Source organism: Desulfovibrio simplex (genome assembly GCF_055387835.1).
Map to the genome: position 1 here is coordinate 129,845 of NZ_AP042377.1, position 22,899 is coordinate 152,743.

Consider the following 22,899-nt stretch of genomic DNA (forward strand, 5'->3'; position numbering starts at 1 on the left):
GCGGCGGAATCGCGCTCTTCCCGGCGAGCCTCCCCGGCTGCCGGAGCGTGGCAAGGGTACAACGCTTTATGGAACAGTTTTTACAACAGCTTTTGAACGGTCTTGCCGTGGGCGGCATCTATGCCCTGGTGGCCCTGGGATACACGATGGTGTACGGCGTGCTGAAGCTTATCAACTTCGCGCACGGCGACCTCTTCACCATTGGGGCCTACCTTGGTCTGACCCTGCTTGTGAGCTGCAATTTTTCAGGCATGCTCAGCCCCATGCTGGCTGTGCTGGCCGTCTTTGTCATGGTCGCCCTGCTGGTCGCGATCATCGGTTTTCTTCTGGAGCGTACGGCCTACCGGCCCTTGCGGAAAGCAAACCGTCTTTCCGCCGTTGTTTCGGCCCTTGGGGCTTCCATATTTTTTCAGAACGCCATCATGCTCATCTACGGCGCGCGCTTTTACGTCTACCCCGACTACCTCAGGCCCGACTTCACGGTGCAGATGTTCGGTCTGGCCGTTCCCGGCGTGCGCCTGCTGGTCATTGCGGCCAGCGTCATCCTCATGCTTGGCCTCTGGGCCTTTATCCAGCGTTCACGCACCGGCGCGGCCATCCGCGCAGTGGCCATTGACCCTGGCGCGGCGCAGCTTATGGGCATCAACGTGGACCGCATCATCAGTCTGGTCTTTCTTATCGGGCCGGGGCTTGGCGGCGCCGCCGGGCTTATGGTGGGCATCTACTACGGGCAGATCGACTTTACCATGGGCTGGACGTACGGCCTCAAGGCCTTTACCGCCGCCATTCTGGGCGGCATAGGCAATATTCCCGGAGCCATGATCGGCGGTCTTCTGCTGGGCGTTATCGAGGCCCTGGCCGCGGGTTATATCGCCATTGCGTGGAAGGACGCCATCGCCTTCTTTGTGCTTATTCTCATTCTTATCATCCGCCCCACGGGCATTCTGGGCGAGCGCACGGCGGACAAGCTATGATAACAGAGCCCATACGCATTGCCGTCAGGGTCGCTCTGGCGGCCGTCATCTGCGCGCTGCCCCTCTTCAGCAACGCCTACTGGACCGACGTGTGCGTGAGCATCGGCCTTTACGCGCTGCTTTCGCTGTCGCTCAACGTCATTCTGGGGCAGGCGGGCATCTTTCATATGGGGCACGCGGCCTTTTTTGCCGTGGGCGCGTATGTCACCGCCATACTGAACACCCTCTGCCAGTGGCCCATATTCTGGACCATGCCCATTGCCGGGGCAGCGGCGGCCCTCTTTGCCCTGCTGGTGGCACGGCCCATCATCCACCTGCGCGGCGACTACCTGCTTATCGTCACCATCGGTATTGTGGAAATTGTGCGCATAGCCCTTATCAACGACGTTTTCGGCCTCACGGGCGGGGCCAACGGCATTTTCGGCATCAGCCGGCCCAGCTTTTTCGGCTTCAGGATCGTCAAGGGCATACAGTTCTACTATCTGGTGTGGGGCATGGTGGCCGTAAGTCTGCTGCTTTTCTACGGCCTGTGGCATTCACGCTTTGGCCGCGCCCTGAACTACATCAAGGAAGACGACGTGGCCGCCGAAGGCTGCGGGGTGAACGTCACCCACTACAAGCTCATGGCCTTTGTGCTGGGCGCGTTCTGGGCGGGCATGGCCGGTACGCTCTATGCCGCGAAAATGACGACCATTTCACCGGAATCTTTCAGTTTTATGGAATCCGTCATTATTTTTGCGGTGGTCATTCTTTCGGGCGGCAGCCAGATTGGCGTGCTTATCAGCGCCTTTCTTTTCATCGGCCTGCCGGAACTGCTGCGTGAGTTTTCCAATGCGCGCATGCTTATTTTCGGTCTGGCCATGATGATCATGATGGTGTGGCGTCCTCAGGGGCTGCTGCCCCCGCGCCGCCGTCGCTACCATGTGAAATCATTGGCGGAAAACGGAGCCGATGACGGTTCCGGGCCTGGCTCCGGCAGCCGGGAGGCCGGATCTGCCGTCGCTGCTGCAAGCGACGTACAGGCCCCCGGCGGGAGGACCGCATGAGTCTTTTGCGCTTGCAGGAAATTACCAAGATTTTCGGCGGTCTTGTGGCTGTCAACGACCTGACCTTCAGCGTGGAGGCGGGCAGCGTGGTGGGGCTCATCGGCCCCAATGGAGCGGGCAAGACCACGGTATTCAACTGCATCACAGGCAACTACACGCCGGAGAAAGGCCGTATCTTCTTTGACGGCGAGCCCGTGGCCGGGTTGCGCCCCCACAGGGTGGTGGAGCTGGGCATAGCCCGCACCTTTCAGAGCATCCGCCTGTTCGGCAAGCTGTCAGTGCTGGAAAACGTTCTGGCCGGGCGGCATTGCCGCATGAAATCGGGCATGCTGTCCTGCATGCTGCATCTGCCCTGGCAGCGCCGCGAAGAGCGCGCCGCCGTGGCCCGCTGTATGGAGGAACTGCGCTTTGTGGGCCTGGCTGACCGCCATGCCGAGGCCGCCGGGGGGCTTTCCTACGGCAACCAGCGGCTGCTCGAAGTCGCCCGCGCCCTGGCCTCCGACCCGCGCCTGCTCATTCTTGACGAGCCCGCTGGCGGCATGAACGACCAGGAAACCGCCGCGCTTGTGGACACCATCGCGGCCATCCGCGACAGGGGCATCACCGTGCTGCTCATCGAGCACGACATGCGCCTGGTCATGAAAATCTGTGAAAAACTGGTGGTGCTGGAACACGGCACCATGATCGCCCAGGGCGAGCCGGAGGCCGTGCGCCGCAATCCGGCCGTGGTTGAAGCCTACCTGGGCGTAGAAGACGAGAAGTGGTAAGCCATGTCCCTGCTGCAACTGTCGAACATACGGGTGAGCTATGGCAGCGTCGAAGTGCTGCACGGCATCGACCTGCGTGTGGAAGAGGGCGAGATTGTCACCATTCTCGGAGCCAACGGCGCTGGCAAAAGCACTACACTGCTTTCCATCAGCGGCCTTGTGCGGCCCTCGTCGGGCGAGATTCTTTTCGACGGGCAGGATCTGCTGCGTCTGCCAAGCCACAAGGTCGTGGGCCTGGGCATTGCCCAGTCGCCCGAGGGACGGCGGGTTTTCGGCGTCATGAGCGTGCTTGAAAACCTGCGGCTCGGGGCCTTCTGCATTGAAGACAAGACCCGCAAGGAACGCACCCTTGAATGGATATTCGACCTTTTTCCGCGTCTGCTTGAGCGCAAGGATCAGCTCGCGGGCACGCTTTCGGGCGGCGAGCAGCAGATGCTGGCCATAGGCCGGGCGCTCATGGCCGAACCGCGCCTCCTGCTGCTTGACGAGCCTTCCCTGGGCCTGGCGCCCCTGCTGGTGCGCTCCATCTTCGAGACCGTGAGGGCCATCAACAAGCGCGGCGTCACGGTGCTGCTGGTGGAGCAGAACGCCCGCGCGGCCCTCAAGCTGGCATCGCGCGGCTATGTGCTGGAAGTGGGCAAGGTCGTTATGGAAGACAAGGCCCAGAGCCTGCTCAACAATGCCAGTGTGCGCGAGGCGTACCTCGGCGGGTAGGGCTCGCACACATGGTTGCTCGTTGCCGCGTACAGTGCGTGGCGCTTCTTTTTGAAATACTTTGTGGGGGAGGGACCCTTTTGCAAAAGGGTCTCCTCCCCCACGCCCCCACCCCCTAAAACACTTACTATATTTCAGTATATCACAAAGTGCGCCCTGATTCGAGCCGGGTATGCAGAGGGTGCGCCTTCCAGGGTATCGCATCACCTCAACGCTCATCTGCTCCAAGTCCGCAGTGATTCCCGTCCTCGCCCGCAGCGGCACCGCAGCATTGCCGCCCGCAGCGCCTGTTGGACGGCGTGCATGCCGGATTCACATCACCAGTTGTTCATTTGAAAAGGCCCGTCCTTGTTGCAAGGACGGGCCTTTTTTGTGCGCTTGGGGCGAGCTGGATCTGGCTATTTGTTGACGTAATAGTCCAGCGGCTTCACCCGGTAACTGTTTACGGGCATCTGGTCTGTGGTCACATAGCCGGACGCGGCGTTGATAAGATCGGGAATGCGGTTCACCAGGGTTGCGCAGGTCAGTTCCACGGTGGCGGGCTGGGTGATGACCACCTGGGTGTCGGGCTCGCCCATGAGCGTCCAGTCGTTGCGGTCAACCTCATCCGGCGCGTAGACCTTGCCTATGCACTCGCTCTCGATGGTGACGCCTTCCCGCGTTTCGGTGGTGACCACTGCGGACATGCCCGTGGCGTATCCGGCGGGAATGGTCATGCCCAGAGTGGAAGACTTGAGTTCTGTGGAATGGGTCATGGGCACGCATTTCTGCGTCTGTCCGGTGACTGTGAGCCCCAGCCGGGCCGCCAGCCAGCCGTTGACGTTCCACATGTAGGAGGGCAGGAACTCGCCCTTTTCAATAAGGGCCTTGCGCTGGGATTCGGGAATATTGTCCGCCGAGGCGATGTCCCTGTCAAAAGCCTCAAGGTCAAGGCCGGCGCCGTGCGCCTTGGCCAGGGCTATGCCGTAATCCTCCACATTATAGCTGGACTTGCCGCGAATTTTTTTGATGGTGTGCATGGCCCCGGCCAGGGTGGCAATGAGGTTGCCCCAGAAAACGTCCTGATAGCCCGTGCCGCAGATGGTGCAGCCGTTCTTTTTGGCCAGCGCGTCAATTTCGCGGGTGAGGGCCGGCGAGGAGTTCATGGGGTAGATGGCTTCCTCGCAAATGGTGATGGCGTTGACGCCGCATTGGGCGCAGGTCATGAGGGGTTCCCGCAGATCGCGCAAAAGGCTCATGGTGGTGACAAGGCAGGCGTCCGGTTTGAGCCGGGCCAGGGTTTGAGCCGCCTCGGACGCATCCTGCACAAGAACGCCCTTGTTTTCGCAACCCATGATGGAGCCGATGTCACGCCCAATGACAGCCGGGTTCACATCAAAGGCGGCCACGATCTCCGCCCCTTTTTCGTATACGTAGCGCATGGAGTATCGCGACATTTTTCCGCAACCATACTGGGCTATCCGTAGTGTGCTCATGGATTTCTCCTGGTTTGGAAATGGGGATTAATTGAAAATTGTTTTCAAATAGAGCTTATCAACTCCACGACCTAATGCAAGGTGGAACTTCACTGTCACCAGTGAGCGCAAACGCCTTGGGAAATAAAAAGCTTTGTGTATTTGAATAGTTGTGAAGTATAGTGAATGACAATAGGCTTTGAGAATATTTTCTCAAAGCCTGTGTTGCCACAGGAAAAAAGGCAAGAGGGCTGGTTTGCGCGAGTGTGGCCGATGGCGTGGTTACGTCGGTTTTGGGGCTTGTCCTGGCCGCAGGGCCACATACAGCCCCGCCACAATGGCCGCAGCGCCCATGACATCCTGCACGCCAATGGCAGTGCCGAGAAGCAGGGCGGAGAGCGCCAGTCCCGAAAGGGGGTTGAGCATGTTGTAGGAAGCGGCCATGGACGGGCCTTGCGTGCGTATGAGCAGCAGCCACAGAGCCATGCCCGCCAGGCTGACCACTACCAGCCACAGCAGCGCGGCCAGCGCGGGCCAGGTGATGTGCAAAGGGTTCGCTGGGGTCATGAAGGCGGCGGGGGCAAAGCAGAGCATGCCGCAAAGGGTCATCCAGAAGTTCAACGAAAGCAGCGACAGGGCGTCGTACTTGCCTCGAAAGAGCACCGCGCCAGCCGAAAAGGCCAGCGTGGCGGCGATGGCCATGCCAAGCCCAAGGCCAGCGCTCGCGTGCAGGCCCGTAATGCCCACCATGATGACTACCCCGGCAAAGGCCACGGTAAGTCCCAGCAGTTTTCTTTTGTCAAAAGACTCCTGACCGCGCAGGGCCGCCATGGCCATGGTCATGAAGGGCGCGCAGGAAACCACGATGACGACCCATGAGGCGGCCAGATATCGCAGGGCGGAAAAACTCAGTCCCAGGTAGACCACGTTATTGAGCAGCCCAAGAAGCAGGCCGGGCAGCATGGCCTGCCTGCCCTCGGGGCCAAGGAGTCTCTTACCGCAAAAGAGTAGAAGTACCAGAACGGTCAGCATAAAGCGGTAAAACAGGGTGGCGAACGGCCCCATTTCCATCACGACCACCTTGCCCGCGATGAATGCCGAACTCCATATGACGCTGAAAAACACGCCCACAGCGTAGCGCCCCCATAGCGTACCGCTCGCAGGGGGCGCGGCCCGGGATGGCTGCCGGATTTTATCCTCAGTGTGCCGAGCGGGGCTGCTGCTGCGGCCTTCTGCGTGCTGCGCTGTGCCGTTCTTTTCAGACATGCGGTATTTCCTGCCAGTGCCTGTGCCGTGCGATTTTGGCGGGACTGCCGCCGCCCGCGCGGCATGGGCGAAAATAGTTGCGTCGTCTTGAAGCCGGATGGTGGGCCTGTTGTCACACTGCCTGCGCAGTTTTCGCGCTTGCCCGCCATGTCGTACGCAGCGTGGTTCTCCCTCCAGGAAGGGGAAGGGCGAAAAAGGCGGAAAAGTCGGAAGCAGCCCATCGCACGCGCGTCGCCTCAGAAAATTGAAATTCTGATCCACGACTTCCTGCAACGGAGCTGCACGCGCGTTTGCTCCGGACACGCTGTGGCGCTGACAGCAATTCCCTTTGGTTACTGCAGCATATTTTCTGCTTGATAACTTGTAAAATTAGTATTTACCATGCTAAAATAAGTTTGATTAATACCGAGGTGCGTATGTCTTCAGACGTTTCCTCCATATCGCAAGGCCGCGCCATTACGCTTGAACATCTGCGCGCCTTTGCCGAGGTTGCGCGCAGCCTCAGCTTTCAGCAGGCCGGGGTGAAGCTCTGCCGCAGCCAGTCGGCTGTGACTCAGGCCGTGCAAAGGCTGGAGGCGCACCTTGACTGCACCTTGCTGCACCGAAGCCGTGGCCGCGTTGCGGGCCTCACGCCCGAGGGCGAGCGCATATTGCCGGAAATAGCCGAAGTGCTTTCGCGCCTGGAACACGTGATCCAGGCGACCAAGCGGCCCGAACTCAAGGGGCGCATCCAGGTGGGCATTCCGCCGAGCTTCAGCGCCGTGGAACTGCAAGGAGCCATTGCCCGTCTGCTGGCCCTGAATCCCGGTTTGCAGATCGGCATCATATCGGGCATGTCCCACGATCTGCAGCGGATGCTGGTTGCGGGCAGTCTGGATGTGGCTCTGGTCAACCAGTGCAGATTTGACGACAATGTGCTGCCGCAGGGGATGTTTCAGGAACTCTGCCGTCAGCCCTTGCTGTGGCTGTGCAATGCGCGGGAAGTTGTGAACAGTGCCGGGGAAGTTCCCCTGATCACCTACACGGAAGGCTGCCCCTGGCGCGCCGCTGCAGTGGATGCGCTGGACAAGGCGGGACGTGCCTACACCCTTGCCCATGTGAGCACATCCTATGAAAGTTTGTGCGGTTCGCTGCTGGCCGGGTTTGGCGTGACGGCCTTGCCAGAATGGGAAATTGATGAGCGCTTTTGCGTAGTTGACGCCAGCCACGGCTTGCCGCCATTGCCGCAAGCGCGGGCGGTGCTCGCAAGCCGTTTGCGCAGCGAAGTTGTGGAGCAGTTTTGTGAATTTATCGCCGGATTGCCCTTTTTTATCAGGGCCAGAGAGGGCGGATATGGTCAGGAATTTCGGGCGGGCATGGCAGTTATGGCATGACTGCCGGAGGGTGAAGAAGCTGGCGGTCAGCGCGGCTCCAGATCAGAGCAGATTTGAACTATTTCAATTTTTAATTTGCCAATCGGTAAAGCCCACACCAGGTTGTGGCCACTGCTGGAGGGTACAATGGCAGAGCATTCCTTTTTTTCCAAAGGCAATACTCTCTACATAAAAGTTTTAGAGCAATTTCACTTTGAAATTGCTCTGGCGGCTGCGTGAGCAGACGCCCGCCGTGGAGGCGCAAGCGCAATTTATTTGCGCTGTTACGCGCCGAAGCGGGCGTCTTGTAAGCATTGAGAATGGATATTCTCAATGCGAAAATGCTATAGGGGGAGGGGGCGTGGGGGAGGAGACCCTTTTCCAAGAGGGTCCCTCCCCCACACAGCATTTCAAACTGGACCTTAACTAAAAGGCGTACAGCAAACCAGCGCTGAAGGAATAGGTTGTGGTGCGTTCCACCATGGGGCTGTCGGTAATCTCGTTGCCGAGAAAGAGCGCCTTGGCATTGGCGATGGCGCTCCAGTCCTCGGTGAGGATGACCCGCATGGTCAGCCCGGCGTAGGGCGAAAAGGCGCTTTCCGGGCTGTATTCCTTGAAGCCGCTGGCGCGGGATTCGCTGGAACTGATGCTGTAGTAATAGTCGTTATAGTTGGTGTCCGTCCACTGCACGCCCACGGCGGGTGAGATCATGACGTTTTCGAACCGCACCGGGTAGGCGTAGGCCACATCGGCCTTGATGCCGTTGTTGACGCCAAGGATGTCGGTGGACACCGTGGCGGACGCCTGACCGTAAGGCGTGCGCAACGTATAGTTCAAGCCAGCCATGAGTGTGGAGTACCTGTCGTCCAGACGCTTCATCCTGTTATTGTCGCTCCAGGAGGCATAGAAGTTCTGCGGCAGGTAGGACAGCTGAATGTTGAACTCCTGATAGCGGTCCCTGTACACATGCGCGCCGCCGTCCAGGCCGCGCAGGTACAGCCACTTGCCCTCATAGCCAATCAGGGGAAGCGGAGAACCGAGGGAGTCGATGCCCTTGTATTCCGACGTGCGCAGAGTTGCGCCCAAGCCGGCGTTGAAGCCCCACTTGTCGCCCTGGGCGGCCGCGTCAGCGGGGTTTTCTTCCCAGGCTTCCTGAGCCGGAGCGGCCAAGGGCGTGCCAGGGGTAATGGTCAGCAAGGTCAGCAGGGCCAGCAACGTCAACGAGGCCAGCCCGCCGGGGAGTATACGTTTTTTCATTAAACTACCTTAGCCCCGGTCCTCCAGGGCAGCCACCGAAGGCAGTTTTTTGCCTTCAAGCAGCTCAAGGGACGCGCCTCCGCCTGTGGATATGTAGCCCATGCGGTCGGCAAGTCCGTATTTTTCCACGGCAGCCACACTGTCGCCGCCGCCAACAACCACAAATGCCTTGGAATTGCCAAGGTACTCGGCCAGGGCCTTGGTGCCGTCCCCAAAGGGTTCGGTTTCGAACGCGCCCACAGGGCCGTTCCACACCACAGTGGCGGCCTTGGCCAGATACTTTTCATACAGTGTCAGGGTTTCGGGCCCCACGTCCAGTATCATCTGGTCGCCGGGCACGTCGCCCACGGCGTGCAGCGAGGCGCGCTGGCCAGGGGCCAGTTCCTCGGCGGTGATCACGTCCACGGGCAGGGGAAGTTCCTTGCTGAGGTTCTTGGCCTGTTCCATAACTTTTTTGGCTTCAGGCACCAGCTCTTCTTCGTACAGGGACTTGCCCACCATATAGCCAGCCGCCGCCAGGAAGGTGTTGGCGATGCCGCCGCCCACGATAAGCACATCCACCGTGTTCAACAGGTTTTCGAGCAGGCCGATCTTGGTGGAAACCTTGGCCCCGCCGATAATGGCGACCAGCGGACGGGCGGGATTGTCGAGCACTTTTTCAAAGGCCTGCAGTTCCGCCTGCAGCAGGGGCCCGGCGCAAGCCACTTTCGCGGCGCGTATTGCGCCTTCGGTGGAGGCATGGGCGCGGTGTGCTGCGCCAAAGGCGTCCATTACGTATACGTCGCCAAGGTCGGCCAGTTTTTGGGCCAACTGGGGATCATTCTTTTTTTCGCCGGGCAGAAAGCGCACGTTTTCCAGCAGCACCACCTGGCCGGGCTGCACCTTGGCCTCGTCGAGCGTCTTGGCCAGCGTCACGGGCTGCCCAAGCTGTTTTTCAAGGCAAGCGGCCACAGGGGCCAGGGAAAACTGCTCGTCATACTGCCCTTCGGTGGGGCGGCCCAGGTGCGAAAGCAGAATGACGCCCGCGCCTTTTTCCAGCGCCAGCTTGATAGTGGGCAGGGCAGCGCGGATGCGCTTGTCATTGGTGACCTCGCCGTTCTTCATAGGCACATTGAGGTCTTCGCGGATAACAACGGTTTTGCCAGTGAGGTCCAGGTCCTGCATGTTCTTTATAGGCATAGCGCGCTCCCTTTGTTGCTTGCAGATTTTTCGTTGAGGCAACCGGCCCTGAGGGCCATGCGTGCATGAGGCGCGGGGAACGGCAAAAGCCCGGCCCCCGCGCGAAACAGCGTCAGATGCGGCCCATGAGGGCGCGGGCCTTTTCCAGAGCGTTGGCGACGGTAAAGCCGAGGCGTTCGAAAACCACCTTGCCGGGGGCGGATGCGCCAAAGCTTTCCATACCGATGACCGCGCCGTCCAGCCCCACGTATTTGCTCCACCAGTCGCTGGCGGCGGCTTCAATGGCCAGGCGGGCGCGCACGGCGCGCGGCAGCACGCTTTCCTTGTATTCGGCGCTCTGGGCGTCGAACACTTCGGCGCAGGGCATGGACACGACCCGCGCCTTGCGGCCATCGGCGGCAAGCTGCTCGGCAGTTTCAAGGGCCAGGCCCACTTCGGAGCCGGTGGCCATGATGATGATTTCGGGCGTGCCTTCGCAGTCGCGCAGCACGTACCCGCCACGGGCGATGGCCGCCACCTGCGCCTCGCTGCGCGGGCAGAAGGGCAGGTTCTGGCGCGAAAGGGACAGGCCGGAAGGCGTGTGGACGCTTTCCAGCGCGCAGATCCAGGCCGCGGCGGTTTCCACCGCGTCGCAGGGCCGCCAGAGATTGAAATTGGGCATAAGCCGCAGCATGCCAAGCTGTTCCACGGGCTGGTGCGTGGGGCCGTCTTCGCCCACGCCGATGGAGTCGTGGGTCAGCGCCCAGATTACGCGTATACCCATGATGGAGGCAAGGCGCAGGGCGTTCTTGGCCTGATCGGCAAAGGCGAGGAATGTTCCGGCGTAGGGAATGAAGCCGCCGTGCAGGGCGAGACCGTTCATGATGGCGCTCATGCCGAATTCGCGCACTCCGTAGGAAATGTAGTTGCCCGTATGTTCCTTCACGTCCATATGCACGGAGGAAGACGTAAGCGTGCCCACCGAACCCGTAAGGTCGGCGGAGCCGCCCGCCAGTTCCGGCAGGCGCGGCACAAGGTATTCAAGGGTTTTTTTGGAGGCAACGCGGGTGGCGATGCTTTCGCCCTTGCTGATGGCATCCTGCAAGGCTCCGGCGGCTATGGAGGCCCAGTCGGCGGGAAGCTTGCCCTGCATGCGGCGCGTCAGCTCGGCGGCCAGTTCGGGATGGGCCTTGGCATAGGCGTCAAAACGCGCGTTCCAGGCTGCTTCGGCCGCTTTGCCCGCGTCGTGGGCGTTCCAGGCCGTGTAGATGTCCTGCGGGACGGTAAAGGGGGCTTCGTGCCAGCCAAGGGCGTCACGCGTGGCGGCGATGCCGTCTTCACCCAGGGGGGAGCCGTGGCTGGAGGCCGAATCCGCCTTGGGCGAGCCAAAGCCGATATGGGTATGGCAGATGATAAGGCTTGGGCGGGAAGTGTCGGATTTCGCCTCGGCCAGGGCATTGTCCAGGGCGGCGGCGTCGTGCCCGTCCACAGGGCCGATGACCTGCCAGTTATAGGCGCGGTAGCGGGTGGCCACATCCTCGTTGAACCAGCCGTCGATCTTGCCGTCAATGGAGATGCCGTTGGCATCGTACATGACAATGAGCTTGCCCAGGCCCCAGGTGCCTGCCAGGGAGCAGGCCTCGTGCGACACGCCTTCCATAAGGCAGCCGTCGCCCACAAAGGCGTAGGTGTGGTGGTCCACCACCGTGTGCTCGGGCGTATTGAACTGGGCGGCCAGCATGCTTTCGGCCAGGGCGAAGCCCACGGCGGAGGCAATGCCCTGCCCCAGGGGGCCAGTGGTCATTTCAATGCCCAGGTGCGGTTCGTATTCGGGATGCCCGGCGGTTTTGGCTCCCCACTGGCGGAAATTGCGCAGTTCATCCATGGGCAGATCGTAGCCCGTGAGGTGCAGCAGGGCGTAAAGCAGCATGGAGGCATGCCCGTTGGACAGGATAAAGCGGTCGCGGTTGAACCACAGGGGATTGGCGGGATTGTGCCTGAATCCGTGCCGCCAGAGGGCCTCGGCCATATCGGCCATGCCGAGGGGTGCGCCGGGGTGGCCGGAGCGGGCTTTTTCAATGGCGTCCATGGCAAGGGCGCGAATGGCGTTGGCGCACTGTCTACGGGTAGGCATGATCATTCCTCTATTTTTGCTTGGGATGGGTATCGGCTGAAGGCTGTCGCAAAGCGGCAGCCCGAACGGCGGGGCGTGGTTCGTATCCGGCCAGGGGAGCCATAAAGGCGGCCATGCGCGCATCGTAGGGTTTGTGCCCGAAAAAGGCCGAGCCCGACACAAGGACGTCGGCCCCGGCTTCCACCAGGCGGGCCGTGTTTTCGGGGCATACGCCGCCGTCCACCTGAATGAGCACGTCCTCGCGGCCACAGGCGTCCAGCAGACGGCGGGCGGAGCGGATTTTGTCAAAGGTGGCCGGAATGAACGCCTGACCGGAAAAACCGGGGTTGACGCTCATGACAAGCAGCATGTCCATATCATTGACGAGCCAGCGTATGGCGCCAAGATCCGTACCGGGGTTCAGGGCCACGCCAGCCTTGCAGCCCATGTCGCGTATGGCCGAAAGGGTGCGTTGCGGGTGGCGGTCGGCCTCGGCGTGGATGACCAGCATGTCGGCCCCCGCGTCTCTGAAGGCGCGGATGTAGCGGGACGGATCTTCCACCATGAGGTGCACGTCAAAAAAAAGCCCGCTGCCAGGCCTGAGAGCCTTGATCAGCGGGGGACCAAAGGTAATGTTGGGCACATAGGCGCCGTCCATCACGTCAAGGTGCAGCCAGGTCACTCCGGCGGCTTCAAGAGCTTGCAGCTCTTCGGCCAGACGCGAAAAATCGGCGGAAAGCAGCGAAGGTGATAGAATCATGGGGGTATTCTGTTTGTTTTCACGAAGGAGGAATGTTGGCGATTCCTGCCGTCCGAGGTTGCCGCCTGTTTTCCGGCCGCAAGCGGTTGAATGACATCCTGCGGGGCAAGTGCGTCCTGCGCGGCAGCCCTGGTGTCAGGATATCTGCCGGGCGGGTCGGATGCACGCTCCCGTGCCCATTTTTTGAAACATCAATCCTACTGCGAGCCGCGCAGACCGGAAAAGAAACGGTCTTTCGCGTCACTGATTCTACAGCGTTTGCCTGGTGCGCACGCTTGCGAGTGCTCGCGGGTGCGGCCAGGGGCCGCGCTGGCGGGGCGCGCGTACTTTGCGCTCTCATGCCCGGGCGCAGTTGCTAACCTTGCCGCCTTGGCCGCCGTTAAGCTTGCAGTTCCAGGGAAGCACCGATTAAAGAGCCTCCTGGAAACGCGCAGTTATTTCGTTTGGCAAGGCGCGATCTTTTTTTGAAGCAGGAGTGGACTCTTCCGTCCTCGACTGTTTCAAAAAAAGTGAAGCAACGCCGCCAAACGAAATAAATCAGCGTTTCCCTAGCCGCCGCTGAGCAGGCGGCGTACCGCCGTCAGTTCCCGTTTGAGCATGCGCATGAAGTCCGGGTCAGGCACGGCGGCCACACGCTCCGGCAGATTTTCATCCACCACGGCGCTGCCTTGCAGCACGCGGCGCGCGCCTTCAATGGTCATGCCCTGTTCGTGCAGCAATTGCTGTATACGCCGCAAAAGGCCCACATGCTCCTCGGTGTACAGGCGCTGCCCCTTGCCCGTACGCAAAGGCGCCAACTGGGGAAATTCCGTTTCCCAGAAGCGCAGCACATGGGTTTTGAGGTTGAGCAGTTCCGCAACTTCACCGATGCGGTAGGTTTTTTCGTCGTTGTGGTCCGGCATGGGGCCCCCTGACGTCCTCCAGAGCATTTTTCTGCATACAGTGCAGCGACGTTGCGCGTCATTGCGGCGCAAGCGCCAAACGCCGGAAACATGGCCTCCATGTTCCGGCAGGCGAAAAACCAGTGGCGCGTACGGCGGGGCCACGACCTCGCAACGGCATGACGGCGTTAAACGGCGGTGTTCCAGAGCCGTTAACTCATTTCATCCGTAAACGGCTCTAAGGAAGCACTGATTAAAGAGCCTCCTGGAAACGCGCAGTTATTTCGTTTGGCAAGGCGCGATCTTTTTTTGAAGCAGGAGTGGACTCTTCTGTCCTCGACTGTTTCAAAAAAAGTGAAGCAACGCCGCCAAACGGAATAAATCAGCGCTTCCCTAAATCCTGACGCCCAGTGCCGCTGCCAGAGACTGTGCCACTTTTTCCCTTTCCTTGTCCACTTCCGCGTCCTTGAGGGTACGGTCTGCGTGCCGGAAGGTCAGGCGGAAGGTGAGGTTGCGTACCGCTTCCTGACCCTCGGCGGCCTTGGGCTCAAAGCAGTCCACCAGCACGATGTCTTCCAGAAGGGGCAGGCCAAGGCCGCGCACATGGGCCGCAATGGCGCTGACCGTGAGCCCCTGCGCGGCCATGACCGTGATGTCGCGGCGAACCGGAGGATACACGGGCAAGGGGCGGAAGCGCACCTCGGCGGCGTCGTACAGTTCGCGCAGAATTTCCAGGTTCAGTTCGGCCAGCCAGACGTCCTTGCGGGCGTGGAACTCTTCGGCCATGGCGGGCCGGACCCGGCCCATGACGCCAACGGCGCGGCCGTCAACCGTGACCTCGACGCAGGGCAGCAGGAAGGGGTGGCTTGCAGCAAGGGTGCATTCCGGCGCGGGCAGGTGCAAAAAGCGCAGCAGATTTTCAACAATGCCCTTGATGTCCGCATAGTCCAGGTCGCCTTCGGCCTGGGGCCAGGCCGCGTCAAAGCGCGCGCCATAGAGCAGCACGCCCAGCATGCCTGTTTCACGGGCCGTGGTTTCGGAGGTGGCGTCCGCCTCAAAGATATTGGCCAGTTCAAAGAGGCGCAGCCCCTGAACTCCCTGAGCAAGGTTGTTGCGCAGATCGTAGAGCAGGCCGGGAGCCAGGGCGGTGCGCAGGGCGTCTTGTTCCGCAGAAAGGGGATTCATGATGGATATGCGACCCTCGCGCGGCAGACCCAGATGGTCCATATCCTTGTGGCCCACAAAGCTGTAGTTGACGGCCTCGTTGAGGCCAAAGCCGGCGCCCCAGTGCTTGAGGCGCGACCAGAAGCTGAAGCGCGATTCCGGCTCGCCGGCGCGGTCGAGATTGCTGGCCACGGCGGGCAGTTCGGGGGCAATAGTGTCCAGACCGTGCACACGGCCCACTTCTTCCACAAGATCGGCCTCGCGGGTGAGGTCGGGCCGCCAGGACGGCTGGCTCACGTGCCACACATCCGCAGAGGCGTCCACGGTGCAGCCCATGCCCGTAAGCACTTTCTGGTCAAATTCCGGGGTCAGGTGGACGCCCAGCAGGGCGTCGGCGCGGGCCGGGCGAAAGTCGATGTTCGCGGCCCTGAAGGGGCGCGGCTCGGAAATGGAAAGCCCGGGCTGCACAGCGCCGCCGCTGATGGCGGCCATCATGGCGCAGGCGCGGTCCAGCGCCCAGACGGTGCGCTGCTGGTCTATGCCGCGCTCAAAGCGGTACGAAGCCTCGGACGAAAGACCCAGGCGACGCGACGTTTTGCGGATGGTGCCGGGACGGAACACGGCGCTTTCAAGAAAAACATTGCTGCTGGCATCGCCGATTTCTGTATTGAGGCCGCCCATAACGCCAGCGAGAGCCACGGCGCGCGAAGCGTCGCGGATGCAGAGGTCCTGCGCGGTGAGGGTACGTTCCTGACCGTCCAGGGTGGTGAACTTTTCGCCTTCCCGCGCGCGGCTGATCTCGATGCGGCCGCCTTCGAGCTTGTCCAGGTCAAAGGAGTGCAGGGGCTGGCCGCATTCAAAAAGAATGTAGTTGGTCACGTCCACGATATTGGATATGGGGCGAACGCCCACGGAGTGCAGGCGGTGGCGCATCCGCATGGGCGAGGGGCCGATTTTCGCGCCTGTGATGACCCGGCCGGAATAGAGCCAGCAGAGGTCGGGGTCTTTAATGTCAATGGGCACGAGGCGCTGGGGTGCGCTTTCGTCAATCTGCAGGGGCAGGGCCGGAATCTGCAGCGGCAGGTCAAAGGCAAGGGCCGTTTCGCGGGCCAGACCCAGCACAGAAAGGCAGTCCGCCCTGTTGGGCGTGATGGAAATGTCCAGAACTTCACGGTCCAGGGTCAGCTGGTCCACCAGGGGCTTGCCCACCACAAAACTGTCAGGCAGCACCATAATGCCCGAATGGTCTTCGGTCAGCCCCAGCTCACGCTCCGAGCAGATCATGCCGCAGGAAGGCGCGCCGCGCAGCTTGGCCTTTTTGATGACCATGCCGTCGGGCATGACAGTGCCCACAAGGGCCACGGGAACCTTCTGGCCTTCGGCCACGTTGGGCGCGCCGCAGACGATGTCCAGCAGCTCGCCCTGGCCCGCGTCCACCTTGCAGATATGCAGATGGTCGGACTCCGGATGATCCTCACAGGCTGCCACAAGCCCCACCACAATGGAGCTGATGGAATCGTAGGGCCGCCGGATATCTTCCAGCTCAAGCCCGAGCATGGTCAGGCGGTCACCCAGAGCTTCAGCCGTGCCTTCGTAAGGCGTAAATTCACGCAGCCATGAAAGTGAGAGCAGCATAGCATGTCCTGTTAGTGCGGGGCCGCGGGCCGCCGCGTTGGGCGTCATTGATGGTGTTCTGTACAAATCTGCGGCCCTTGAGCGCAAGCGCCCTCTGGCCTGTCAGCCTCAGTTGAAACTCCAGGCTGGCGTAGTATCTTTGGGCGTCGGGTTCGGCAGGGGGCGGTCATGTTCCTGCACGCCCCTGTTGCCGTAGGCTCCGGGGCCGGGCCTGCGCCTTGAGGCCTTTTCTTCCGGCTGCGACTCGGTAATGGTGTTGCCGTAGGCATCAGTGTAACCCATACCGCCTTCGGCGGTGCGCCCCACATTTTTGCTCGGCAGGCCTTCCATCGGTTTTGGGCCGCCCGGCGGCTCAATGCCGGATTCGCGCGCGCTGAACGCCGATTTGGCCCAGACCGCGCCCGCAGTGCCGTGCACATCCCCGACTGGCCAGAGGCCGGGCGCAAGCGCCAGAAGCGCCGCCGCCACCACGAAAGCCAGCACCGGGCCGCGATGCCACAGGCCAGGCAGGCCGCGCATGGGCGTGGTTTGCCGTCTGGTGGCAGTGCGTGTGGTGTCCGGGCGCGGAAACATGGTCGTGTCCTAACGGGCGAACTGACCCAGAAAACGGGTGTCGTTCTCAAAAAACATGCGCAGGTCGCCGATGCCGTATTTGAGCATGGTCACACGTTCAACGCCCATGCCGAAGGCAAAGCCGCTGACTTCGGGATCATAGCCCACAGCCTCGAACACGGCGGGGTCCACCATGCCGCAGCCGAGAATTTCGACCCAGCCAGTGGTTTTGCACACCCGGCAGGGGGCATCGCCAATGTGGCCCTTGCCGCCGCATATGCAGCAGCTTATGTCCACCTCGGCCGAGGGTTCGGTAAAGGGAAAGAAGCTGGGGCGGAAGCGCACCTGGGTGTCGCCGCCGAAAATGGCGCGCACAAAGGCTGTGAGCGTGCCGCGCAGATGGGCCATGCTGATGCCTTCGCCCACCATGAGGCCTTCAATCTGGTGGAACATAGGGGTATGGGTGAGGTCGCTGTCGCGCCGGTAGACCTTGCCGGGGGCCACCACGGCCAGGGGAGGCTTGCGGTGCAGCATGGTGCGCGCCTGCACGGGGGACGTGTGGGTGCGCATGAGCACCTTGTCGGTGATATACAGGGTGTCCTGCATGTCACGGGCCGGATGTTCCGGCGGCATGTTCAGGGCCTCGAAGTTGTAGTAGTCGATCTCCACTTCGGGACCGGACACGATTTCAAAGCCAAGGCCTTTGAAAATTTCGCAGATTTCTTCCATCACCAGAGTGGTGGGGTGCAAGGTGCCGCTCCAGGGCGCACGGCCGGGAATGGAGGGGTCAAAGCGCTTGAGGGCTTCGGCCTCGCGTCCGGCTTCCAGGGCCTGTTTGCGCGCGTCAAACAGCTCGTTGCAGCGCTCCTTGACGCTGTTGGCCGTCTGGCCCACGGCGGGGCGCTGTTCAGGCTCCAGCTTGGGAAGCTGGCTCATGATCTGGGCGATTCTGCCCTTGCGGCCCAGAAAGTCCACCCGCAGGGCTTCCAGCCCTTCCAATGAAGAAGCCTGATCCAGACCTTTTTCAAGCTCAGGGACCAGGCCTTCCAGTGCAGAAATCAGATCCATACGGAGTCCCAAGGCCGCCTGCGCGGCGCTGACGTTGATAGTGTAAATGTAAAAACAAGGGCGTGGGCAGCGCATCGCACCGTCCACGCCCCGTATAGCATGCATGACCCTGCTCCCGCAAGCCAACCGGCAACGGATACATCCGTGCTGGCCAGCGCGGCCTGGAGGCCTGCTCCGGCGCGGGGAGCGCCAGCTCTGTGCCTATTTGCCCAGAGCGGCCTTGGCCAGTTCCACGATCTTGGCGAAGTCGTCTTTCTTGTAGACGGCCAGGTCGGCGAGAACCTTGCGGTTCAGGTCGATGCCGGCGGTCTTGAGACCGTGCATGAAACGGCTGTAGGAAAGACCGCTCAGGCGGGCGCCGGCGTTGATGCGCAGAATCCACAGGGTGCGGAAGTCGCGCTTGCGCAGTTTGCGGCCCACATAGGCGTACTGGAGCGAACGCTCCACAGCCTCACGGGCGGTACGGTACAAACGGCTGCGGCCGCCACGGAAACCCTTGGCAGCGGTCAAATATTTTTTGTGACGGCGATGACCGGTAAGACCTCTCTTGACACGCATGGTGTAACCTCCTTCTCCCAACCAGGCGGAGGAATGCCCGTTGGGGGGTGTAAAGATCATCTGCCCTCTGGGAGGGGAGCGGATTGAACGTCAGTTGCGGCTCCGCACGCGCCGCGACGCTTGCGCGTCATAGGATTTTATCAATGGTCCGCAGGCCTGAACCCTTGCCGCGCCTTAGTGAAGGACTTGCGGCATTTCGCTGGCGACGGTGGGGCTTGCCACTGCGCGCCCGACACGGCATTGCCGCGCGTGGAGCGAGCCGTGGCCGCCTGTGGCCGACGGGCGAAAGAACGGGTCTTTAGCCGTTGGGCAGCATGCGGCGCACAGCTTTTTCATTGGTCTGATCCACGGTGGTGGACTGACCAAGACGCATTTTGCGGCTGGCGGCCTTCTTGGTGAGAATGTGGCGCAGGTTCTGGCGACGACGCTTGAACTTGCCGCTGCCGGTCTGCGAAAAACGCTTGGCGGCGGAACGCCTGGTTTTGATCTTGGGCATGGCGTACTCCTTAACGAAAGCATATACCCGGCATGTCACAGGACGCACCAGGGGAAGGGCATAATGCCCCAAAGCGCCTCAGGGCGCAAGTGGTAATGTCGGATGCCCCGGCAGCAAACGCTACTTTTTGGGCACCAGCATCATTTGCAGGGTACGGCCTTCGGCGCGGGGTTCCTGATCGACCTTGGCGATATCAGCCAGGTCCTGCACCACACGCTCCAGAATGGCCATGCCGCGATCCTTGTGGACAATTTCGCGGCCCCTGAAGAATACCGTGATTTTACAGCGGTCGCCTTCTTCAAGAAAACGGCGGATGTGGCGGACCTTGGTTTCGTAATCGTGGTCGTCCGTTTTGGGGCGAACCTTGATTTCCTTGATCTGCACCACGGCCTGGCGCTTTTTGGCTTCCTGCTTTTTTTTCTGCTGCTCGTACTTGAATTTGCCGTAGTCCATGACGCGGCAAACAGGCGGCTCCGAGGTGGAAGAAACTTCAACGAGGTCCAAGCCCGCTTCCTTGGCCAGGGCAATGGCCTCATTACGCTGCAAGATACCAAGCTGCTCGCCATCGGCAGCGATCACGCGCACTTCACGGGCGCGGATCATTTCGTTGCGACGCACGCTGTCTTGCGGCATGTCGCGGCGGAATCTCATATTAGGCGAAGCTATAGCGCATCCCTCCTTTTTTGAAAGGCTCTTCGGCGTCTGCGCGAATAAGCGCGGCGATTTCGGCCACAGACTTGAGCCCCAGGTTATCACCGTTGCGCAGGCGCACATTTGCGCCGCCCGCCTGCACTTCCTTTTCTCCTACAACAAGAATGTACGGCACTTTTGCCAATTGTGCCTCACGCACCTTGAAACCCAGTTTTTCATTGCGCGTGTCTGCCTGGGCACGGATGCCCAGAGCTTTGAGTTCGTCACGCATGCTGGCGGCGGCTTCGTCGCCGGCGTCGGTCACCGTAAGCAGGCGGGCCTGCTCCGGGGCGAGCCACGTGGGCAGGGCTCCGGCAAAATTCTCCACCAGGATGCCGATAAAGCGCTCAAGCGAACCCATGATGGCCCGGTGCACCATGACCGGGCGGTGGCGCTCGCCGTCCTGACCCACGTAGGTGAGGTCGAAACGCTCGGGCAGGGTGAAGTCCACCTGGATGGTAGAACATTGCCATTCGCGGCCGATGCAGTCCAGCAGGCGCACGTCGATTTTCGGGCCGTAAAACGCGCCGTCACCCTCATTGATGGTGTAGGGCAGACCGGCTTTTTCCACAGCCTGCACAAGGGCGCTGGTGGCCAGTTCCCACGCTTCGTCCGTGCCTATGCTGCTCTCGGGACGGGTGGACACGGCCACCTTGTACTCAAAGCCGAAGAGGTGCATCAGGTCGCGGATAAGGTGGATGACTTCAAGGATTTCGCCTTCAAGCTGTTCCGGCGCGCAGATGATGTGGGCGTCGTCCTGGGTGAACTGGCGCACGCGCAAAAGCCCGTGCAGCACGCCGCTTTTTTCGTGGCGGTGCACCACGCCAAGCTCAAAATAGCGCTGCGGCAGGTCGCGGTAGCTGTGCAGTTCGTTGCCGTAAATGAGCATGTGCGAGATGCAGTTCATCGGCTTGACGCCGTAGGCGTCTTCTTCAATCTGGGTGAAGTACATGTTCTCGCGGTAGTGGTCGTAGTGGCCGGACTTCTGCCACGTTTCCACGCGCAGAAGCTGCGGGCCCTGCACGATGTCGTACCCACGCTTGAGGTGTTCCTTGCGCCAGAAGTCTTCAAGAATGGTGCGTATGAGCATGCCCCTGGGCAGCCAGAACACCATGCCGGGGGCCACGTCTTCCTTGAAGGTGAAAAGCGAAAGTTCGCGTCCCAGCTTGCGGTGGTCGCGGCGTTTGGCTTCTTCCATCATCTTCAGGTAAGCGGCAAGGGCTTTTTCATCCGCAAAGGCCGTGCCGTAAATGCGGGACAGCATGCGGTTTTTTTCGTCGCCGCGCCAGTAGGCGCCAGCCACGCTCATGAGTTTGGAGGCTTTGGCAAAGCCCGTGTGCGGCACGTGCGGGCCGCGGCACAGGTCTGCAAAATCACCGCAGGTGTAGACCGACACCGTATCGGCGTCGATGCCTTCAATGATTTCAACTTTATAGCTCTCGCCCATAGCCTTGAAGCGCGCCACGGCATCGGCCTTGGACAGCACTTCATGGGTGAAAGGCTCACGCGCATTGGCAATGCGCTGCATTTCGGCTTCAATGGCGGGAAAATCTTCGGTGGAGAAGGGCCTTTCAACGTCAAAGTCGTAGTAAAAGCCGGAGTCGATGGAAGGCCCGATAGTGACCCTGGCATTGGGGAAGAGTTTTTTCACCGCCGCAGCCATGACGTGCGCGGTGGAGTGGCGGATCATCTGCAGGCCTTCGGCCGAATCGGCGTACACAGGCTCAAGGTCTTCGCACCCGGCGGGAACCGGAGAAGAGAGATCAAGCAGGCCCTCCGCGCCGCCAAGCGCGCGGGCAGCCACGACGGCCTTGAACTTCTTGCCGCTCAAGGCTTTCTGGAGCATGGAGGCCACGCTGTCGCCAGCTTGCCCCTCAACCATTTGCCCTTCCACACGGACTTCCATGAAAAACTCCTTAGCGTCGCCGGGGGCGCTGTCCGGCCAGACGAAAAGCCAAAACAAAATGGGGAGGTAAACCTCCCCACTGCGCCGATACCGGTCATTCGGCCATCTTTCGATAACCTGTGCTATGGGCGGGGCCAAGGCCTTCCGCCGTTAAGGGGAATCAACCCCAAAGTTTCTTTTGGTAGGAACGAGCAGACTTGAACTGCTGACCCCTTCCGTGTCAAGGAAGTGCTCTAGCCACCTGAGCTACGCTCCTACATGAGGCAAGGGGTTATATAGCGACTCCTTACCCGCCCGTCAACATTTTTTTGCGCTTTTTCGCATTTTATTCGGTCAATCCGCAGTGTTTGGCCTGAGTTACGCTGACGAGGTGCCTCACGTAAGGCCATATTCGTTGAAAATTCCTCGCGTGGGGCATGACCGTTGCGGATGTGACAGGTTAGAGGTAACTATCCTGTCAAAGAATGGTGTTCCGGGCGAAAAGCCGGCGCTGCCACGCATGCGGCAGTATGCGGCTTACCAAGGTTCGTGACAGGCAAACAGTCTGAAAACATAGGAAAATAGTATGGGTATTATCAAGGCCATCTGCACCAGTGCAAAAAAAGGCACTGCCAAAAAGACAGTGCCATCAGCCACCCTTGTGGTGGAGCACGGCATTGAGGGCGACGCGCATGCCGGCAAGTGGCATCGTCAGGTCAGTCTGCTGTCCTGGCAGGCCATTGAGGATTTCAAGGCCAGGGGAGCCATTGTTTCGCACGGCTGTTTTGGCGAGAACCTTATTGTGGACGGCATCGACTTCGCGGCCCTGCCCGTGGGCACGCGCCTGTCCTGTAACGAGGTTCTTATGGAAGTGTCGCAGATAGGCAAGGAATGTCACAGCCACTGCCAGATATTTCACACCATGGGGGACTGCATCATGCCCCGGCAGGGCGTGTTCGCCAGGGTTTTGCACGGCGGGATTGTACGCCCCGGTGATGAGATGCTTGTGCTGCCCGCCGGGGCGTAAAAAGACGCGGGCGGTAAGGCGATAGGATATGGGTACTGCTCCGCCGGTTGCAGCCGGGGCCGGGAGGGTGATGGGGCGCTGT

General features: G+C 60.9%; 20 protein-coding genes and 1 tRNA gene. 6 read left to right on the forward strand and 15 right to left on the reverse strand.

The features are described from left to right. Positions 1-68: 68 nt before the first annotated feature. The 4 genes from ACZ5DH_RS00525 to ACZ5DH_RS00540 are packed head-to-tail and all read left to right on the forward strand — an operon-like array spanning position 69 to position 3,501. A complete protein-coding gene (locus tag ACZ5DH_RS00525; RefSeq protein ID WP_464256577.1) occupies positions 69-974 on the forward strand; it encodes a branched-chain amino acid ABC transporter permease in 906 nt (301 codons plus the stop codon). Then, positions 971-2,020: a branched-chain amino acid ABC transporter permease gene (locus ACZ5DH_RS00530; protein ID WP_464255231.1), complete on the forward strand. Its 1,050-nt coding sequence runs from the start codon at positions 971-973 to the stop codon at positions 2,018-2,020. Before ACZ5DH_RS00525 ends, ACZ5DH_RS00530 begins: the two co-directional genes overlap by 4 nt. Beyond that, positions 2,017-2,787, forward strand: a complete 771-nt coding sequence (locus ACZ5DH_RS00535) for an ABC transporter ATP-binding protein (RefSeq protein ID WP_464255232.1) — start codon at positions 2,017-2,019, stop codon at positions 2,785-2,787. Before ACZ5DH_RS00530 ends, ACZ5DH_RS00535 begins: the two co-directional genes overlap by 4 nt. Positions 2,788-2,790: 3 nt before the next feature. Then, positions 2,791-3,501, forward strand: a complete 711-nt coding sequence (locus tag ACZ5DH_RS00540) for an ABC transporter ATP-binding protein (protein ID WP_464255233.1) — start codon at positions 2,791-2,793, stop codon at positions 3,499-3,501. Positions 3,502-3,899: 398 nt separating this feature from the next. Here the strand turns inward: ACZ5DH_RS00540 and ACZ5DH_RS00545 are convergent, their stop codons facing one another. Next, a complete protein-coding gene (locus ACZ5DH_RS00545) occupies positions 3,900-4,976 on the reverse strand; it encodes an NAD(P)H-dependent amine dehydrogenase family protein (protein ID WP_464255234.1) in 1,077 nt (358 codons plus the stop codon). 261 nt (positions 4,977-5,237) lie between these two features. Continuing rightward, positions 5,238-6,221 (reverse strand): DMT family transporter, encoded by a 984-nt coding sequence (locus ACZ5DH_RS00550; RefSeq protein ID WP_464255235.1) that lies wholly within the window; start codon positions 6,219-6,221, stop codon positions 5,238-5,240. 416 nt (positions 6,222-6,637) lie between these two features. Between ACZ5DH_RS00550 and ACZ5DH_RS00555 the strand changes: the two genes are divergently transcribed. Further along, a complete protein-coding gene (locus tag ACZ5DH_RS00555) occupies positions 6,638-7,594 on the forward strand; it encodes a LysR family transcriptional regulator (protein ID WP_464255236.1) in 957 nt (318 codons plus the stop codon). Between the two features lie 405 nt (positions 7,595-7,999). Here ACZ5DH_RS00555 and ACZ5DH_RS00560 read toward each other — a convergent pair whose 3' ends face one another. From ACZ5DH_RS00560 to ACZ5DH_RS00620, 13 genes are all read right to left on the reverse strand, one after another. Then, entirely contained in the window at positions 8,000-8,830 is an 831-nt protein-coding gene (locus ACZ5DH_RS00560; RefSeq protein ID WP_464255237.1) for a MipA/OmpV family protein, read from the reverse strand. Positions 8,831-8,839: 9 nt separating this feature from the next. Next, positions 8,840-10,009 (reverse strand): phosphoglycerate kinase, encoded by a 1,170-nt coding sequence (locus ACZ5DH_RS00565; RefSeq protein ID WP_464255238.1) that lies wholly within the window; start codon positions 10,007-10,009, stop codon positions 8,840-8,842. A 112-nt stretch (positions 10,010-10,121) separates the two neighbouring features. Further along, the gene (gene tkt / locus ACZ5DH_RS00570) at positions 10,122-12,122 is read right to left on the reverse strand and encodes a transketolase (protein WP_464255239.1); all 2,001 of its coding nucleotides are present in this window, start codon (positions 12,120-12,122) and stop codon (positions 10,122-10,124) included. A gap of 10 nt (positions 12,123-12,132) precedes the next feature. Beyond that, on the reverse strand, positions 12,133-12,861 hold the full coding sequence (gene rpe / locus ACZ5DH_RS00575) for a ribulose-phosphate 3-epimerase (RefSeq protein WP_464255240.1): 729 nt from the start codon (positions 12,859-12,861) through the stop codon (positions 12,133-12,135). A 548-nt stretch (positions 12,862-13,409) separates the two neighbouring features. Continuing rightward, positions 13,410-13,763, reverse strand: a complete 354-nt coding sequence (locus ACZ5DH_RS00580; RefSeq protein WP_464255241.1) for a MerR family transcriptional regulator — start codon at positions 13,761-13,763, stop codon at positions 13,410-13,412. A gap of 372 nt (positions 13,764-14,135) precedes the next feature. Beyond that, positions 14,136-16,541, reverse strand: a complete 2,406-nt coding sequence (pheT, locus tag ACZ5DH_RS00585) for a phenylalanine--tRNA ligase subunit beta (RefSeq protein ID WP_464255242.1) — start codon at positions 16,539-16,541, stop codon at positions 14,136-14,138. 108 nt (positions 16,542-16,649) lie between these two features. Beyond that, a complete protein-coding gene (locus ACZ5DH_RS00590) occupies positions 16,650-17,114 on the reverse strand; it encodes a translation initiation factor IF-2 (RefSeq protein WP_464255243.1) in 465 nt (154 codons plus the stop codon). A 9-nt stretch (positions 17,115-17,123) separates the two neighbouring features. After that, complete coding sequence (gene pheS, locus ACZ5DH_RS00595; RefSeq protein ID WP_291301910.1) at positions 17,124-18,161, reverse strand: phenylalanine--tRNA ligase subunit alpha; 1,038 nt, start codon at positions 18,159-18,161, stop codon at positions 17,124-17,126. 201 nt (positions 18,162-18,362) lie between these two features. Further along, complete coding sequence (rplT, locus tag ACZ5DH_RS00600) at positions 18,363-18,719, reverse strand: 50S ribosomal protein L20 (RefSeq protein ID WP_179980803.1); 357 nt, start codon at positions 18,717-18,719, stop codon at positions 18,363-18,365. Between the two features lie 298 nt (positions 18,720-19,017). Next, positions 19,018-19,215: a 50S ribosomal protein L35 gene (gene rpmI, locus ACZ5DH_RS00605; protein WP_179980804.1), complete on the reverse strand. Its 198-nt coding sequence runs from the start codon at positions 19,213-19,215 to the stop codon at positions 19,018-19,020. A 120-nt stretch (positions 19,216-19,335) separates the two neighbouring features. Then, positions 19,336-19,866, reverse strand: a complete 531-nt coding sequence (gene infC / locus ACZ5DH_RS00610; protein WP_464255244.1) for a translation initiation factor IF-3 — start codon at positions 19,864-19,866, stop codon at positions 19,336-19,338. 1 nt (position 19,867) lies between these two features. Next, complete coding sequence (gene thrS, locus ACZ5DH_RS00615) at positions 19,868-21,811, reverse strand: threonine--tRNA ligase (RefSeq protein WP_464255245.1); 1,944 nt, start codon at positions 21,809-21,811, stop codon at positions 19,868-19,870. 179 nt (positions 21,812-21,990) lie between these two features. Further along, positions 21,991-22,067, reverse strand: a tRNA-Val gene (locus ACZ5DH_RS00620). A 309-nt stretch (positions 22,068-22,376) separates the two neighbouring features. Between ACZ5DH_RS00620 and ACZ5DH_RS00625 the strand changes: the two genes are divergently transcribed. Continuing rightward, complete coding sequence (locus ACZ5DH_RS00625) at positions 22,377-22,817, forward strand: MOSC domain-containing protein (protein ID WP_464255246.1); 441 nt, start codon at positions 22,377-22,379, stop codon at positions 22,815-22,817. The last annotated feature ends 82 nt before the right edge of the window (positions 22,818-22,899 follow it).